Below are 16749 nucleotides of genomic sequence, written 5' to 3'. Positions count from 1 at the left end.
AACCCCGCCGATCGGCGGGTTTCCTCTTTCGCCTCGCCCCGGGGTCCGGGCCAGGCCTTCACGATTGGTCGGGACGGTGAGATTCGAACTCACGACCCCTAGCACCCCATGCTAGTGCGCTACCAGGCTGCGCTACGCCCCGATCGTTTGTGTTTCCCCGGTGGTAAGCCGGGCTGGCGATTATACGCAATTGCCGACCCTGTGGGAGGGACTTCAGTCCCGATGCTTTTCGGCAAAGGCATCGGGACTGAAGTCCCTCCCACAAGGGCGGCTCAGCGACGCAGCAGCTGGAGGACTTCTTCGAGCTCCATGCGCACCTGCTTGACGATCTGGGCCGACATGCTGGTCTCGACCCGGCCGGCCTCGCCCTCCAGGCGCTGGCGGGCGCCGGAGATGGTGTAGCCCTGTTCGTACAGCAGGCCGCGGATCTGGCGGATCATCAGCACGTCGTGGCGCTGGTAATAGCGGCGGTTGCCGCGGCGCTTCACCGGCTTGAGGCTGGTGAATTCCGTTTCCCAATAGCGCAGCACGTGCGGCTTGACGTCGCACAGCTCGCTGACCTCACCGATGGTGAAGTAACGCTTCGCCGGGATCGGCGGAAGCTCCCGATTACTGCCCGGATCCAGCATAGGCCTCCACGCGCTCCTTCAGCTTCTGTCCCGGACGGAAGGTGACGACGGTGCGGGCGGAGATGGGAATCTCCTCGCCGGTCTTGGGGTTGCGGCCGGGCCGCTGGTTCTTCTGGCGCAGGTCGAAATTCCCGAAGCCCGACAGCTTGACCTGCTGCCCACGCTCCAGCGCTTCCCTCAACGCATCGAAGAAGGAGTCGACGAATTCCTTGGCCTCGCGCTTGTTCAAGCCAACCTGCTCGAACAAGCGTTCCGCCATTTCGGCCTTTGTCAGTGCCATAACATCCCCTGTACCCCGCCGTTGCCGGCGGCCATCATGACCTCAGCCGCGCGCCGCAGTCCCGGGCCAGCGCCTCGAGGGCGGTGGCGACGGCCTGGTCGGCGTCGCGGTCAGTTAGGGTGCGTGAAACGTCCTGAAGAATCAAGCCCATAGCCAGACTCTTTGAGCCACTGTCTAGGCCCGGGCCGACGTAGCGGTCGAACAGCCGGACCTCGCGCAGCAGGCCGCCCAGCGCGGTCCGCAGGCTGGCCTCCAGGGCCGCCCAGGGGGTCGATTCCGGGACGACGAGCGCGATGTCCCGGCGGACGGACGGGAAGCGCGACAGCTCCCCCGCCCGGGGCACGGCCCGGCCGGCGACGGCGGCCAGGTCCAGCTCGAAGCCGACCACCTCCCCGTCCAGGTCCAGGGCCTTGGCCAGGCCCGGGTGCAGGTGGCCGACCCAGCCGATCATCGCGCCGTCGCGCCAGACGGAGGCGCTGCGGCCCGGGTGGCCGAAGGGACGGTCGTCGGGGCGGAACTCAGCGCGGGCGCCGGCCAGGGCCAGCAGGCCCTCGACCTGGGCCTTGAGGTCGAAGAAGTCGACCTCGCGGGCCTCGGCCGACCACTGCTCGGCCACGGCCGGGCCGCAGGCGACGGCGGCGATGCGCGGGGTCTCGTTCGGCGCGCCCGCGGCGAGATGGAACACGCGGCCCAGCTCGAACAGGCGCACCCGCGACTGCTGGCGGGCGCGGTTGCGCGCCAGCGCCGAGACCAGGCCCGGCAGCAGCGAAGTGCGCATCACGCCCAGCTCGGCGGTGAGCGGATTGGCCAGCGCGACCGCGCCGTCCTGCAGCTGCCACGCGGCCAGGCTGCCGGCATCGAGGAAGGCGTAGTTGATGGCCTCGACGAAATCGTGCGCGACCAGCTGGCGGCGCAGCACGGCGTCGGCGACGCGCGCCTCGGACGGCGCCACCAGGCGCACCTCGCCGGTGGGCGTGGTGGTCGGGATGGCATCGTAGCCGTGGATGCGGGCGACTTCCTCGATCAGGTCTTCCTCGATCGCGATGTCGAAGCGGCGGGTCGGCGGCAGCACGCTCCAGCCCTCGGCAGTGGCGCTGACCTGCATGCCCAGCGCGCGCAGGATGCGCTCGACCTCGGCATCGGGCACCGACAGGCCGAGCACGCGGGCCAGGCGCGCGCGGCGCAGGGCCACCGGGGCCGGCTGCGGCAGGTGCGCGGGCAGCGTGGTCTCGGTGATGGCGCCGGCGCGGCCGCCCATCACCTGCTGCACCAGCGCGGTGGCGCGCTCGAGGGCGTAGCGCGGCAGCTGCGGATCCACGCCGCGCTCGAAGCGGTGCGAGGCGTCGGTGTGCAGGCCGATGCGGCGGGCGCGGCCGATGATCACGGACGGGGCGAAGTGCGCGCTCTCGAGGAACACGCGCGTGGTGCCTTCGGTGACGCGGGTATCCCAGCCGCCCATGACGCCGGCCAGCGCGACCACGCGATCGGCGTCGGTGATCGCCAGGAAGCCCTCGTCCAGCGCGACCTCGCGCTCGTCGAGCAGCTTGAGCGTTTCACCGGCGCGCGCGCGGCGCACGCCGATCGGGCCGGCGAGCCTGTCGGCATCGAAGGCATGCATCGGCTGGCCCAGCTCGAGCATCACGTAGTTGGTGATGTCCACCAGCGGGCTGATCGGGCGCAGGCCGGCGCGGCGCAGGCGCTCGGCCAGCCACAGCGGCGTGCGCGCGGCGGGATCCAACCCTTCGATGACGCGGCCGCAGTAGCGCGGGCAATCGGCGCCGGCCTGCAGGTCGACCGGCAGGGCGGCTTCGGACGCCACGCTGGCCTCCGGGATCTGCAGCGCGTTGACCTGCGCGCCCAGCGCGGCGGCGACGTCGAAGGCGACGCCGCGGACGCTGAAGCAATCGGCGCGGTTGGGCGTGAGCTTGAGCTCGAAGCAGGCGTCGGGCAGGCCGAGGTAAGCGGCGATGCCCTGCCCCACCGGCGCGTCGGCCGGCAGTTCGAGCAGGCCGGAGGCATCGGCGTCCACGCCGAGCTCCTTGGCCGAGCAAAGCATGCCTTGCGACTCCACGCCGCGCAGCTTGGCCGCCTTGATCGCGATGCCGCCCGGAAGGTTCGCGCCGACCGTGGCCAGCGGGGCCTTCAGGCCCGGGCGTGCGTTCGGGGCGCCGCAGACGATCTGCACGGTGCCGGCGCCGGTGGCGACCTGGCAGACCTGCAGGCGGTCGGCTTCGGGATGCTTCTCGCAGGAAAGGATTTCGGCGACGACCACGCCGTCGAGGCCTTCGCCCAGCACCTGCGCGTCCTCGACCTCTAGGCCGATGGCGGTCAGGCGCGCGGACAGCTGGTCGCGCGAGGCGGCGACCGTGACGTGTTCCCTGAGCCAGCTTTCCGGGAATTTCATGCGAACTGCCTCAGGAAACGGGTGTCATTCTCGAAGAAGCTGCGCAGGTCGTTGACGCCGTAGCGCAGCATGGCGAAGCGCTCGACGCCGAGGCCGAAGGCGAAGCCGGTGTACTTCTCCGGATCGATGCCGCAGGCGCGCAGCACGTTCGGGTGGACCATGCCGCAGCCCAGCACTTCCAGCCAGCGGGTGCTGCCGTCTGGCTGCTGCCAGGCGATGTCCACTTCGGCCGAAGGCTCGGTGAAGGGGAAGTAGCTCGGGCGGAAGCGCATCTCGAAGTCGCGCTCGAAGAAGGCACGCACGAATTCGGCCAGCGTGCCCTTGAGGTCGGCGAAGCTGGAGGTCTCGTCCACCAGCAGGCCTTCGACCTGGTGGAACATCGGCGTGTGGGTCTGGTCGGAGTCGCTGCGGTAGACCTTGCCGGCGGCGATCATGCGCAGCGGCGGCGGGTTCTTGCCCATGAAGCGCACCTGCACGCCGGAGGTGTGCGTGCGCAGCAGGCGACCATCCGGGAAGTAGAAGGTGTCGTGCATCGCGCGCGCCGGATGGTGCGGCGGGAAGTTCAGCGCTTCGAAGTTGTGGTGGTCGTCCTCGATCTCGGGGCCGTCGGCCAGCTGGTAGCCGAGGCGCGCGAAGATGTCGGTGATGCGCTCGAGCGTGCGCGAGACCGGGTGCAGGTTGCCGGCCTGGGCGCCGCGGCCCGGCAGGGTCACGTCGATGCGCTCGGAGGCGAGGCGTTGCGCGAGGGCGTGGGCTTCCAGCGTCGCCTTGCGGGCGGCGATGGCTTCGGACAGGGCGTCCTTGGCGCGGTTCACGGCTTCGCCGGCGAGCTTGCGCTGCTCGGGCGCCAGCGCGCCGAGCTGCTTGAGCTGGCCGGTGATGCTGCCGGACTTGCCGAGCAGGGAGACGCGCAGGGCGTCGAGCGCCTCGAGCTGCGTGGCGGCTTCGATCTCGGCCAGGGCCGAGCGGGTCAGGGATTCGATGTCGGACATTCTCGGCTCGGTTTCTCGGGTCCCGAAAGCAGAAAGGGGAAGGACTCTCGCCCTCCCCCTTCCCGTACAGCCCGGTTGCGATCGCTCGCTTCGGACTTTGGCCTTACGCCGCGAGAGCGCGCTTGGCCTGCTCGGCGATCGCGCCAAACGCGGCGGGATCGTGGATGGCGATGTCGGCCAGGGCCTTGCGGTCCAGGGTGACGTTCGCCTTCAGCAGGCCATTCATGAAGCGGCTGTAGCTCAGGCCGTGCAGGCGGGCCGCCGCATTGATGCGGACGATCCACAGGCTGCGGAACTGGCGCTTCTTCTGCTTGCGGCCGATGTACGCGTACTGCTGGGCCTTGGTGACGGCCTGCTTGGCGACGCGGAAGACCTTGCGACGGGCGTTGTAGTAGCCCTTCGCGAGCTTGATGATTTTCTTGTGACGGCGGCGCGCCGTAACACCACGCTTGACTCGTGCCATGGTTCAGTCCTCCTCAGAGATAGGGCAGCTGGCGCATCAGGCGACCGGAATCCTCGGCGCGGACGTGGTTCGTCTGGCGGAGGTTACGCTTACGCTTGGTGGCCTTCTTGGTGAGGATGTGGCTACGGTTGGCGTGGCCAGCCTTGAACTTGCCGGAAGCAGTCTTCCGGAAGCGCTTGGCGGCCGCCCGATTGGTCTTGATCTTGGTCTTGGCCATGGGTGTCCCTTCTTGGGTTCGTTGTTTACTGACCTGGGCGGTGGCTTGCGCCACGCTTTCCATCCTGCCCTTGTCGGCTTATAAGTCTCTGATTCCCTTACGGAAACCAGGACAGGTCCATGACGGCTTCGCCCGATGACCTGGGCCCGGATGCCGCACCGGGTGCCCGCCGGAAGCCGGCGAGCCGCGAATTATGCAACAAAATTAGCGACTTGTGTAGGAGGGACTTTAGTCCCGAAGCTTTTTGGCGAAAAGCTTCGGGACTGAAGTCCCTCCTACAGGGATTACTTCTTCTTGGGGGCGACCATCATGATCATCTGGCGGCCCTCGAGGCGGGGGCGCTGCTCGATGACCACTTCATCGGCCAGGTCGGCCTCGATGCGCTTGGCCATCTCCATGCCCAGCTCCTGGTGGGCCATCTCGCGGCCCTTGAAGCGGATGTTGACCTTGACCTTGTCGCCTTCCTCGAGGAAGCGACGCAGGTTGCGCAGCTTGATGTTGTAGTCGCCGTCGTCGGTGGTCGGGCGGAACTTGAGTTCCTTGATCTCGACGATCTTCTGCTTCTTCTTGGCCGCGTTGGCCTTCTTCTGCAGGTCGAACTTGTACTTGCCGTAATCCATGATCCGGCACACCGGCGGATCGGCGGTCGGCTGGATTTCCACCAGGTCCACGCCCGATTCCTCGGCCAGCGCGATCGCTTCGTCGCGCGTGAGCACACCGACCATCTCGCCGTCCAGGCCGATCACGCGCACGCGCGGGACCCGGATCTCGAGGTTCTTGCGGTTGCCCTTGTCTGTAGATGAAGTATTGATTCGATTAATCCTGTTGTGTGTAACCCGAACCGGACGCCTGCATCAGGCGACCGGGCCATTCTCCGCGCGCAGCTTGTCGAGGAAGCCTTCCAACGGCATCGTGCCGAGGTCCTCCCCGGACCGCGTGCGCACCGCAATCATCCCATTTTCCTTCTCGCGGTCGCCAACGACCAGCAAATACGGGACTTTCTGCAGCGTGTGCTCGCGGATCTTATAGCCGATCTTCTCGTTCCGCAAATCGGCCTGGACCCGGAAGCCTTGATTCACAAGGGTTTTCCGGACTTCCTCGACCCAGTCGGCCTGGGCGTCGGTGATGTTCATCACCACCGCCTGCACCGGGGCCAGCCAGGCCGGGAAGGCGCCCGAGTGGTTCTCGATCAGGATGCCGATGAAGCGCTCCATCGAGCCCACGATGGCGCGGTGCAGCATGACCGGCTGCCGCTTGGTCGAGCTCTCGTCCACGTACTCGGCGCCCAGGCGGCCCGGCATCATGAAGTCGACCTGCATGGTGCCCAGCTGCCAGGTGCGGCCGATGGCGTCCTTGAGGTGGTATTCGATCTTCGGGCCATAGAAGGCGCCCTCGCCCGGCAGCTCCTCCCAGGCCACGCCGCAGGCCGACAGGGCGGCGCGCAGGGCGGCCTCGGCCTTGTCCCAGGTGGCGTCGTCGCCCAGGCGGTTGTCGGGGCGCAGGGCGATCTTGATCTGCACGTCCTGGAAGCCGAAGTCCTGGTAAACCTTCAGGGCCTGGCGGTGGAAGGCGGTGACCTCGGCCTCGACCTGGTCCGGGGTGCAGAAGATATGGCCGTCGTCCTGGGTGAAGCCGCGCACGCGCAGGATGCCGTGCAGCGCGCCCGAGGGCTCGTTGCGGTGGCAGGCACCGAACTCGCCGTAGCGGATCGGCAGGTCGCGGTAGCTGTGCAGGCCCTGGTTGAACACCTGCACGTGGCCCGGGCAGTTCATCGGCTTGAGCGCGTAGGTGCGCTTCTCGGACTCGGTGAAGAACATGTTCTCCTTGTAGTTGTCCCAGTGGCCGGACTTCTTCCACAGGGAAACATCGAGGATCTGCGGGCAGCGCACTTCCTGGTAGCCGGACGCGCGATACACGCCGCGCATGTACTGCTCCACCACCTGCCAGAGCTGCCAGCCCTTCGGGTGCCAGAACACCAGGCCCGGCGCCTCTTCCTGGATGTGGAAGAGCTCGAGCTGCCTGGCGATCTTGCGGTGGTCGCGCTTCTCGGCTTCCTCGAGCTGGGTGAGGTAGGCCTTGAGGTCCTTGTCGTTCAACCACGCGGTGCCGTAGATGCGGCTGAGCATCTGGTTGTTGTGGTCGCCGCGCCAGTAGGCGCCAGCCACCTTCATCAGCTTGAACGCGCGCAGCTTGTCGGTGCCCGGCACGTGCGGGCCGCGACAGAGGTCGGTGAACTCGCCCTGCGAATACAGCGACAGGTCTTCGGTGGCCGGGATCGATTCGATGATCTCGGCCTTGTAGTGCTCGCCCAGGCCCTTGAAGAAGGCCACGGCCTCGTCGCGCGACTTCACGCTGCGGGTGACCGGCAGGGCTTCCTTGACGATCTTCTGCATCTCCGCCTCGATGGCGGGCAGGTCTTCCGGGGTGAACGGACGCTCGTAGGCGAAATCGTAGTAGAAGCCGTTGTCGATGACCGGGCCGATGGTGACCTGGGTGCCCGGGAACAGGCGCTGCACGGCCTGGGCCAGCAGGTGCGCGGTGGAATGGCGCAGCACGTCCAGCGCGTCGGGATGCTTCTCGGTGACGATCTCGAGCGAGGCGTCGTTCTCGATGCGGAAGCTGGCGTCCACCAGCTTGCCGTCGACCTTGCCGCCGAGCGCGGCCTTGGCGAGGCCGGCGCCGATGGAGGCGGCGACTTCGGCGACGGTGACCGGGTGTTCGAACGGACGCTGGCTGCCGTCGGGTAGCGTGATCTTGATCATGGGTCTCTCATGCGGTCGCGCCCGGGGGCGGACATGAAAAAAGGGCGCCGGGCGCCCTTCGCGGATGGCGAGGCGCGGCGGGTCGGTCAGTGGGCGGCGGTAGTGCTCATGTCGCACGCTCGGCGCCGGTTCCCCGGGGCCACCTTGCAGTTCGATTGACGAGGCAAAGGTAGGCTCCGGCGCCCGCCAAGTCAATGAATCCGCGGCTTCCGGGGCTGTAAGCAAAACGGCCAGGCGAGGGCCTGGCCGTTGCGTCCTTCGTGCACCTTCCGGGGAAGGTGGTGGGCGATACAGGGTTCGAACCTGTGACCCCTACCATGTCAAGGTAATGCTCTACCGCTGAGCTAATCGCCCACGAGGCCGCGCAGTATAACAAGCCGTCCGGGGCGGGCCAAGCCCCCGCGGCGAGGTCGTCAGCGGCACTCGCGCTCGCGGTCGGCGGCGGAGCGCAGGTCGCTGCGGGTGGCGGCGACGCTGACCAGGCAGGCCCGGTGCATCACGCGCTTGAACAGCCCCTCGCCCTCCCCGCCCTGGGCCACTTCAAGGCCGGCCGGCAGTGCGGCCATGCCGGTCAGCAGGCCGCTCGACGCGATGAGGGCGACGGCCAGCACGCCGCGCATTTCGATGGTTCCCATGGCATTCCCCTGCATGGGCGTCCGGCGCCGGGCACTCCGGCCCGCGACTGGACGCTTGGACGACGGGTCCCCACCCGCCTGGGCTCTGTTTTAGACCCCTGCCGGAAGTAATGCAAGCGGCCGGGTCAGGCCATCAGGCCCTGGGTCCGCAGGCGGTGGATCTCGTCGCGGACCCTGGCCGCCTCCTCGAACTCCAGGTCCTGGGCGTGCTTGTGCATCCGCGCCTCGAGCTGCTTGAGGCGGGCCGCCAGCTGGGCCGGGTCCAGCAGGGCGTAGTCGGTGCCGGCCTCGGCCACCTTGCGGCCCTTGCCCCGGCCCCTGGCCTCCTCGGGCTCGCTGCGGGCGCCCTCCATCACGTCCATCACGGCGCGCCGGATGCTGGTCGGGGTGATGCCGTGCTCGAGGTTGTACTCGACCTGGCGCTGGCGGCGACGATCGGTCTCGTCGATGGCCGCCTTCATCGAGTTGGTGATGCGGTCGGCGTAGAGGATGGCCTTGCCGCGGACGTTGCGGGCGGCGCGGCCGATGGTCTGGATCAGCGAGCCGGTGGAGCGCAGGAAGCCCTCCTTGTCGGCATCCAGGATCGCCACCAGCGAGACCTCGGGCATGTCCAGGCCTTCGCGCAGCAGGTTGATGCCGACCAGCACGTCGAACACGCCCAGGCGCAGGTCGCGGATGATCTCGACGCGCTCCACCGTGTCCACGTCGCTGTGCAGGTAGCGCACCTTGACGTCGTGCTCGGCGAGGTAGTCGGTGAGGTTCTCGGCCATCTTCTTGGTCAGCGTGGTGATCAGGACGCGGTCGCCCTGCTTCACCCGCGCGTGGATTTCGGAGAGCACGTCGTCCACCTGGGTCGCCACCGGGCGGATCTCGACCTCGGGGTCGACCAGGCCGGTGGGGCGCACCAGCAGTTCGACGACCTGGTCGCCGGACTTCTCCAGCTCGTATTTGCCGGGCGTGGCCGAGACGTAGATGCTGCGCGGCGCGCGGCGCTCCCACTCCTCGAACTTGAGCGGCCGGTTGTCGAGCGCCGAAGGCAGCCGGAACCCGAACTCCACCAGCGTTTCCTTGCGCGAGCGGTCGCCCTTGTACATGGCGCCGAGCTGCGGGATGGTCACGTGCGATTCGTCCACCACCAGCAGCGCGTCCGGCGGCAGGTAGTCGAACAGGCAGGGCGGCGGCTCGCCGGGCATCTGGCCGGTGAGGTGGCGGCTGTAGTTCTCGATGCCCGAGCAGAAACCAACCTCGGCCATCATCTCGATGTCGTACATCGTGCGCTGCTGCAGGCGCTGGGCCTCGAGCAGCTTGTTGGCCTTGTACAGCTCCTCCATCCGGGCGCTGAACTCGACCTTGATGGTCTCGATCGCGTCGAGCACGGTGCGGCGGGTGGTGACGTAGTGCGACTTGGGGTACAGCGTGTAGCGCTGCAGCTTGCGGGTGACGTGGCCGGTGAGCGGATCGAACAGCGACACGCCCTCGATCTCGCCGTCGAACAGCTGGATGCGCAGGGCCTCGATCTCGGATTCGGCCGGGTGCACGTCGATGGTCTCGCCGCGCACGCGGAAGGCACCGCGCACCAGCTCGGTCTCGTTGCGGCTGTACTGCATCTCGGTGAGGCGGCGGATCAGCTCGCGCTGGTCGATGCGGTCGCCCTTCACCAGGTGCAGCACCATCCGGAAGTACTCGTTCGGGTCGCCCAGGCCGTAGATGGCCGAGACACTGGCCACCACCACCGCGTCGCGGCGCTCGAGCAGGGCCTTGGTCGCCGACAGGCGCATCTGCTCGATGTGCTCGTTGATGTTGCTGTCCTTCTCGATGAAGGTGTCGGTGCTCGGGATGTAGGCCTCGGGCTGGTAGTAGTCGTAGTAGCTGACGAAGTACTCGACCGCGTTGTTCGGGAAAAAGGACTTGAACTCGCCGTAGAGCTGGGCGGCCAGGGTCTTGTTCGGGGCCAGCACCAGGGTCGGCTTCTGCACCGCCTGGATCACGTTGGCGATGGTGTAGGTCTTGCCCGAGCCGGTGACGCCGAGCAGGGTCTGCTGCGCCAGGCCGGCCTCGAAGCCCTCGACCAGGCGCGCGATGGCCTGCGGCTGCTCGCCGGCGGGCTGGTAGGGCGCGGTCAGTTCGAAGCGGTCGGACACCGGGGAGTCCTTGTCGGGGCAGCTAGTGAGTATAGCCGCCGGCCTACCCCCGGCTTGGTGACCGCCCTACCCCGGCGGCCGGACAAGCCCGATGGGGCTGAGTGAGGGCACCGGCAACACTTCGCCTCCTGGCCTCGGAGGGCACGCGATGGAGAAGTCGATCCGTGGATTCACGCTGGTCGAGCTGGTGGTGGTGGTGATGGTGTCGGGATTGCTCGCGGCGCTTGCGGCGCCTTCGTTCACGACGATGCTGGAGCGCCATCGCACGCAGGCGTTCACCCACCAGCTCACCGCGTCGATGGCGCTGGCCAGGCTGGGCGCCGTGCGGCTGGGGCAACCGGTCACGCTCTGCCCTACGCGGGATGGACTGCGCTGCCGGCGCGACCTGGCCTGGGAGACGGGCTGGATGGCTTACCTGGACCCGGGTCGGGATGACCATCCGGCGCGGCAAGCCGACATCCTGCAGCACGTTCCCTGGGACGAAGGGCCGCTGCTCGCAAGGAGCAGCACGGGGCGGCATCGGATCCGGTTCCTGCCTTCGGGCTGGTCCAGCGGTTCGAACCTCAGCATCCGCATTTGCCGCCGGGATCCCGCGGAACTGCTTGGCGCGGTGGTCGTCAACAACGCGGGGCGGCCTCGCGCGGAGCGCCACGGCGGCGCACGGAAGCCCTGTCCGTACCCGACCTAGGCGGTGTTCAGGCTTGACCCGGGGCCGAAGTGCATTAAAATGCCCGTCCCCGCCCGAATAGCTCAGCCGGTTAGAGCACTTGACTGTTAATCAGGGGGTCGTTGGTTCGAGTCCAACTTCGGGCGCCATATCAAAGGAAGGGCCGCTTAAAAGCGGCCCTTTTCTTTTGGCGCGTGCAAGCCGGCCGGGTTACCAGCAGGCGTCGACCGTGCCCACGGTACCCGTGATGCTCCGGGTCCCCGCCTGGTTCATGCGCAGGGTGCCGCACTTGGCGTCGGCCGAAGCCTGCACGCCCTGGGGAACGGCTTCGACCGAATAAGTCGTGGCCTGGGGCTGCCCGTTGAGCCGGATCGTGTAGAAGGTCGCGAGGTCGGTACGGCAGGCCTGCGCCGGCAACGCGTTCACGTTGGCGTACGACAGGCGGGTCGTGTACTCGCGCTCCATGAACTGCGCCGCCTCCAGCAGGCAGGCCGCCGCTGCCGCCCGCCGGGAGTTGACCACGGAGTTCCGGTAGCTGGTGTAGGCGATGGTCGCCAGCACCGACAGCACCGTCAGCACGATCATCAGCTCGAGCAGGGAGAAGCCCTTGATGCCGCGGTTTTGCTTCGAAGTCTTCATCCGTCAGTCCTTGATGAGCTCGCGCCAGGAGATACGGCCCTTTACCAGGGGATTATTGACCGCCACTGAACCCGTGGTGCCGAGCGAACCACCGGCCACCAGCAGGCTCTCGACCACCGTCGGCGAGGTCGGCATGGCGATGCCGAGGTTCACCGAGCCCACCGGCAGCGTCGTGCTGCCCGAGGTCAGGCGATCGTCGTCGAAGCTGCCGTCGCCGTCGACGTCGAAGAACGCACTCTGGACGCTGGTGCCGGTGTAGGCGTCGATGGCGTTGATGTAGCCCGTGCCACCGGCGTCGCAGGGATCGCTGCTGGGGATGATGCTGGCGGCGATCAGCACGTTGCCGAGCAGGAACGGGTCACCGACCATGCGCTCCGCGGGCGGCAGCAGGGTGAGGTCGACGTACCAGCCCTTCTTGTCCGCAGCGAGCGGCGCGTTCGCCTCGAAGGCGCGCACGGGCTTGCCATCGATCACGCCGTTGGTGACCAGCATGGTGCGTGCCTGCAGGCTGGTCGAACGGGTGGCCACCGCGACGTCGTTGTCCCGGATGCCGTACAGGGACTGGATGCTGGTGCTGGACAGGTCGGCGTTCTCCAGGTACTTGCCGGTACCGAAGAAGACCCAGGGCTTGAAGGTCAGCGGATCCATCGACACCGACAGGCCGCCGGTGATCGGCTGCACCTGGCCAGCGGCATTGGTGGCGACGAACAGCGGGTCGCCCTCGGGATGCAGCTTCCAGCCGGTCTCCGCGGTATCGGTCAGGTCGAACTTCCAGATGTTGCCCTTGAGGTCGCCCGCGTAGACGTAGTCGATCAGGCCATCGGCATCCAGGTCCCAGCCGCGCGGCGAGGACAGGCCGTTGTCGGTGTCCGACTTCGCCACGATGTGGCGCAACAGCGCACCCGTCTGCAGGTTGAAGACGAACAGGGTCGGGTCGCCGGTGCTGCTGTTGATGCCGTTGGCGACGATGGCAACGGGGGTCTTGACCTTGTTGGCGCCGTTTCCGAGCAGCACGTTCGCGATCAGCGGCCGGCCGAGCGAATTGCCCATGTGGTCGCTGGCCGTGTTGGCGTTGCCGCCATTCGTGCCGAGATACTGGCCGGTCACGTTGGTGGCGGCGAAGGTCGCCGGGGTGGTGACGTCCAGGAAGTAAACGCCCTTGCCGCCGCGTCCCAGGCTGCCGACGAGGTAGTTCTTGTTCGGCGTTTCGGCGTAGCTCGACACCATGACCGGGCCGTCCACGAAGTAGTCGTGGTTGTAGTCCGGATCCGCGAGGGTCTTGAGGCGGGCGAGGTCGGCGGTGCTGACCGCGTTCGGAACGAAGGCGAACAACTCCTTGCCCTTGTTGGCGCCGGTCGCGCTGAAGGCGTGCATCATGCCGCCGTTGGAGCCGATGAAGATCGTATTCGTCTCCTTCACGAACGCCGGCGAGGAATTGATGATGTCGCCCAGCAGGTGGTCGCGGTTGCGCAGGGTGCCGCCATTGCGGCGCTCGTTGCTGGTATCGCCCTTGATGTAGTTGGCGATGCTGGCCGTGAGGGCCGTGTTCTGCGCCGTGGTCGGGAAGGTCGCGCCGGCCGAGCCGGTCCAGGTGAACACCTTGCGCGTGGCGAACGGCGGGATGCCCTGGGACGCACGCCAGTCCGGCGTGGGCGCGACGCCCGCGGAGGTGACGGCATTGGACAGCAGCTCACCGGTCCACTTTCCGGCCACGAAGCTGGCCTGGAAGATGCGGGTCTCTTCCTTGAGCGCGACGCTGTTGGCCGCGACGTTGGAGCCCGAGGCGGTGCGCTCGTTGATGGCGACCAGCACGCGCGACAGGCCCTGCGCGAACTCCACCGGGTCGGCCGCGCTGAAGAAGCCGCCGCGGCTGTTGACGCCCGAATGCAGCAGGTCATCCACCTTGGCGGACTCGCTGGCGGTCGGGTCCGGCCAGGTGATGGCCGCGCCCGAGTCGATGGCGGCGAAGGCCGCCTCCGGATCCACGGCACCGGTCACGCCGAGGCCCACGCCGTAGGTGACCATGTGCTGCCAGAACGCCGGGTTGGCGGTCGTGGTCGGCACCTTGTTGGCGATCGTGGGGCGCAGATCCGTGCGCCAGTAGTACATGGCGGCATCGGCCAGCGTGTCGGAATACGCATCGGTGAACGGCGCCACCGGCGAGTAGGTGTAGCTGGAACCCGCCGGACGGGTGATCTCGGTGCCGGCCGTGCCGTCGTTGTTGTTGTCCGCGGGCGTGCTGGCGGAGGTGTCGTTGTTGGCGCTGCTGGCACTCCAGTAGCCGTCCGTCATCAGGATGGCGTAGCTCTGGCGGCAGGCCAGGTGCGTGGACGCATCCGTGCCACCCGGGACGTTGGCCCAGGGACCGCTGTCGCTGGTGCGCTGGTAGTACTTGCCGACGTCATCCAGCGCCCGCCGCAGCGGCGTACCCGCCTGCGGGATGGTGCGGCCGTAGAGGTTGGCGAAGAACGCGGTGCGGTCCGCGCCGATGAAGGGGCGCACGCCGGTGACGATCGTGGCGGTGTTCTCGCCGTCGACCGTGGCCGACTCCTTGTTGATCGCGGCGAAGCCCACGCGCGGGCTGGGCGACGCGGCCGTGCTGGTGGTCGCCAGGCCGGAGAACGCGCGGCCGATGCCGGCGCGGGCCAGCAGCACGCGCGACCGGTAGTACTGGTACCAGTTGGCGAAGTTCTGGATTTCCTGGGCATAGGTGCAGGTGCCCGCGGTGCAATCGGTGCGCGCCGCACGGCCGTCGCCGGTGTAGGTCAGCTGGGTGGGGCGGATCTCGACCTTGGTGTAGCTGCTGGCCAGCGTGGCGTCACCGACGCCGTCGTAGTTGAAGTAGGAAGCCGGCCAGAAGGTGCGCGTGGCGATCTCGCGGAGGCAGGCGACGCCGGCGTCACAGTACTCGGTGCTGTAGTCCTGCCAGCGGTTGGTGTTGTAGTTGGTGTTGTCCACGGCCAGGTTGCGGCAGAACGCCTCGCCGATGCCCACGCGCTCGGGATTGTGCAGGGCGCACAGCGGGTTTGCGTTCGCCCGCAGGGTGGCGTCGGCGTTCGACCACGGCTGGTAGGTGATGGCCGGGTTGTAATAGATGGTGTTGAAGCGCGCGGAGCGGACCTGCGCACCGTAGCCGCTGTCCTTGGTGACGTTGGCCACCAGGTTGCCGTAATCGTCGCCGCCGTAGACGCCGTCGGCGCGCGGGAACACGTAGCCGATGCCCTGCCAGTTGCAACCCTTATTGACGTTCCCGGAGCCATCGATGCAGACGGTGGCGTTGAAGACCAGCTCCGAGGGCATGATCTCGCCATGCATCGAGCCGGAGTCATCCAGGATGAACATGATGTTCGGCGGCACCGCGGTGCCCGACTGCAGCGGCACGCGGGGAACATCGATCGCCGCGCTGACCGCGGACGACATCAGCGTCGCGCAGACGGCGCTGGCGAAGGCCAGGAAGGATCGATGCTTGGAAGGCTGGCGCATGGCGGTACTCCGCTCGGGATGCAAAGGGGGGACGCGAATCAATCGGGGGACGTGAACGACGACTGCAGCAGGACTTCGGACCGGCCATCGACGCGCGCGCGCGCAGTGACGCGGTAGCGCGGGCCAAGGCAGCCGGCCTGGACCGGGATTTCACGATCGCAGCCAGGCCAGTTCGGCGCCACGCCCATGAACTCGATGAAATAACCGGGCGTGACCGAAATGCCGTCGGCGGTGACCGGCGCCGCGTTGACGAAGGGCGGGTTCGGCAGCAGCCAGCGATCGGTGTAGGTGTCGAGGTTGCCGGGGTTCGGCCGGCCGCACAGACCGGTGGTGTCGCAGACGTCGGTGTACTGCGAGGACTTAGTGGTGGCGGTTCGCGCCTCGCCCTCGCGCAGCGCGGACTCGGCCGCCTGGAACATCAGGCCGCGGTCGAACAGGCTGGCCGACATCCGCTCTTCCATCATCACGCCGCGCAGGCTGGCCAGGCCGAGCAGGGTCACGATCAGCAGCAGCAGCAGCACGACGAGCAGCGCGACGCCGCGCTGGCCGGAACGCAGGAGCATCTTCGAAGGGCGGGTCATGGCGTGCGATTCCGCAGGGTGACGACGTGGGAAAGCGGGCGGGTCAGCGCGAGGCCGTCGGTGCCGCGGATCTCGTTCGCGGTCTGCACGCCCGCCACGGCGATCAGGTCGAGGTCGATGCGGACCGCATTGACCTCGCGCCAGGACGTGGTGGCCACGCTGGCCGCCGGCACGTAGCCGCTGGTGCCCGGCACCAGGTAGGTGAGCTGCATGTCCTGGATGCCCTCGGTGACTTCTTCAGGCGCCAGGGTCAGGTTGCGGCGATACAGCGACCGCCCGCCGCGCCCGTTGTTGCCGATGTACCAGACCGCCGAGGTCAGCTTGGTGATCACGGCGTTGTCGGCGTACTGCTTGCCGTCCTTGGGCTTCGTGCTGCAGTCCGGGTCCACCGGGAAGCTCAGGGCCTTGCAGTCGTTGCCCGGCGTGCCGGTGCCGGTGTTGTGGACGACCTGCAGGGTGCCGCCGGCGTTCGGGCCCGACATCTGGAAGATCGTCGCCTGCGAGTAGTCGCAGATGAGCAGGATGTCGCCGGCCACGAAGCCGTGCTCGGTCGTGTTGGTGAAGATGGTCGCGGACGCCGGGTTGTGCCGGGTGACCGAGATGCCGGAGTTTTCCCCGCCCCGGAACTCGAAGGCGTCGGTGCCCTGCACGCGCTGGCCCGCCGCGGTGCCGAAGGGCGCGCTGGCGATCGCCTGGGCGCCGTCGTAGCCGCGGATGCCGTCGCCCCAGCTGTAGTCGAACACTGAGGTGTCCTTGAGCACGTTGGCGATCGGGATGTTCTTGCCGCAGGGCGTGCCGCCGGCCTCGCGGATCTGGCGGGCCATGAGCTCGAACGCGACGCGTCCGTTCTCCTGCA

At 67.9% G+C, this 16749-nt stretch carries 15 protein-coding genes and 3 tRNA genes; 2 read left to right on the top strand and 16 right to left on the bottom strand.

Annotated elements, in window-relative coordinates:
• Positions 1–65: 65 nt before the first annotated feature.
• From N787_RS01825 to uvrB, 12 genes are all read right to left on the bottom strand, one after another.
• Positions 66–142 (bottom strand) — tRNA-Pro (locus N787_RS01825).
• A gap of 130 nt (positions 143–272) precedes the next feature.
• Positions 273–629: a MerR family transcriptional regulator gene (locus N787_RS01820; protein ID WP_034210355.1), complete on the bottom strand. Its 357-nt coding sequence runs from the start codon at positions 627–629 to the stop codon at positions 273–275.
• Complete coding sequence (locus N787_RS01815) at positions 610–909, bottom strand: integration host factor subunit alpha (RefSeq protein ID WP_034210352.1); 300 nt, start codon at positions 907–909, stop codon at positions 610–612. The genes N787_RS01820 and N787_RS01815 overlap by 20 nt, the downstream gene beginning before the upstream one ends.
• A 34-nt stretch (positions 910–943) precedes the next feature.
• Complete coding sequence (gene pheT / locus N787_RS01810; protein WP_034210351.1) at positions 944–3313, bottom strand: phenylalanine--tRNA ligase subunit beta; 2370 nt, start codon at positions 3311–3313, stop codon at positions 944–946.
• Complete coding sequence (gene pheS / locus N787_RS01805; protein WP_034210350.1) at positions 3310–4305, bottom strand: phenylalanine--tRNA ligase subunit alpha; 996 nt, start codon at positions 4303–4305, stop codon at positions 3310–3312. The genes pheT and pheS overlap by 4 nt, the downstream gene beginning before the upstream one ends.
• A gap of 103 nt (positions 4306–4408) precedes the next feature.
• Entirely contained in the window at positions 4409–4768 is a 360-nt protein-coding gene (gene rplT / locus N787_RS01800; protein ID WP_034210348.1) for a 50S ribosomal protein L20, read from the bottom strand.
• Between the two features lie 13 nt (positions 4769–4781).
• Positions 4782–4985: a 50S ribosomal protein L35 gene (gene rpmI, locus N787_RS01795; protein ID WP_034210347.1), complete on the bottom strand. Its 204-nt coding sequence runs from the start codon at positions 4983–4985 to the stop codon at positions 4782–4784.
• A gap of 284 nt (positions 4986–5269) precedes the next feature.
• Complete coding sequence (infC, locus tag N787_RS01790) at positions 5270–5797, bottom strand: translation initiation factor IF-3 (protein WP_084590568.1); 528 nt, start codon at positions 5795–5797, stop codon at positions 5270–5272.
• Between the two features lie 42 nt (positions 5798–5839).
• Positions 5840–7747, bottom strand: coding sequence for a threonine--tRNA ligase (gene thrS, locus N787_RS01785; RefSeq protein ID WP_034210344.1), 1908 nt, complete (start codon positions 7745–7747; stop codon positions 5840–5842).
• Between the two features lie 279 nt (positions 7748–8026).
• A tRNA-Val gene (locus tag N787_RS01780) sits at positions 8027–8101 on the bottom strand.
• A gap of 59 nt (positions 8102–8160) precedes the next feature.
• Complete coding sequence (locus tag N787_RS01775) at positions 8161–8382, bottom strand: hypothetical protein (RefSeq protein ID WP_034210342.1); 222 nt, start codon at positions 8380–8382, stop codon at positions 8161–8163.
• Between the two features lie 125 nt (positions 8383–8507).
• Complete coding sequence (gene uvrB / locus N787_RS01770; protein WP_034210341.1) at positions 8508–10523, bottom strand: excinuclease ABC subunit UvrB; 2016 nt, start codon at positions 10521–10523, stop codon at positions 8508–8510.
• Between the two features lie 148 nt (positions 10524–10671).
• Here uvrB and N787_RS01765 point away from each other — a divergent pair, with 148 nt between their 5' ends.
• Positions 10672–11211: a GspH/FimT family pseudopilin gene (locus N787_RS01765; protein ID WP_034210340.1), complete on the top strand. Its 540-nt coding sequence runs from the start codon at positions 10672–10674 to the stop codon at positions 11209–11211.
• Positions 11212–11262: 51 nt separating this feature from the next.
• Positions 11263–11339: transfer RNA gene (locus tag N787_RS01760), tRNA-Asn, on the top strand.
• A 61-nt stretch (positions 11340–11400) separates the two neighbouring features.
• Here N787_RS01760 and N787_RS01755 read toward each other — a convergent pair.
• The 4 genes from N787_RS01755 to N787_RS15100 form a co-directional block, all read right to left on the bottom strand.
• Complete coding sequence (locus tag N787_RS01755) at positions 11401–11829, bottom strand: type IV pilin protein (protein WP_034210339.1); 429 nt, start codon at positions 11827–11829, stop codon at positions 11401–11403.
• 3 nt (positions 11830–11832) lie between these two features.
• A complete protein-coding gene (locus tag N787_RS15280; RefSeq protein WP_052575032.1) occupies positions 11833–15312 on the bottom strand; it encodes a pilus assembly protein in 3480 nt (1159 codons plus the stop codon).
• A gap of 38 nt (positions 15313–15350) precedes the next feature.
• Positions 15351–15893: a pilus assembly PilX family protein gene (locus N787_RS01745; protein WP_052575031.1), complete on the bottom strand. Its 543-nt coding sequence runs from the start codon at positions 15891–15893 to the stop codon at positions 15351–15353.
• Positions 15890–16749: PilW family protein (locus N787_RS15100; RefSeq protein WP_034210337.1), on the bottom strand; the 860-nt coding region annotated here is incomplete at its 5' end. The genes N787_RS01745 and N787_RS15100, both read right to left, overlap by 4 nt.

The organism is Arenimonas metalli CF5-1, assembly GCF_000747155.1.
GTDB lineage: Bacteria > Pseudomonadota > Gammaproteobacteria > Xanthomonadales > Xanthomonadaceae > Arenimonas > Arenimonas metalli.
Note: the sequence above shows the minus strand (reverse complement) of the source record. Positions and strands in the feature narration are given on the sequence as shown.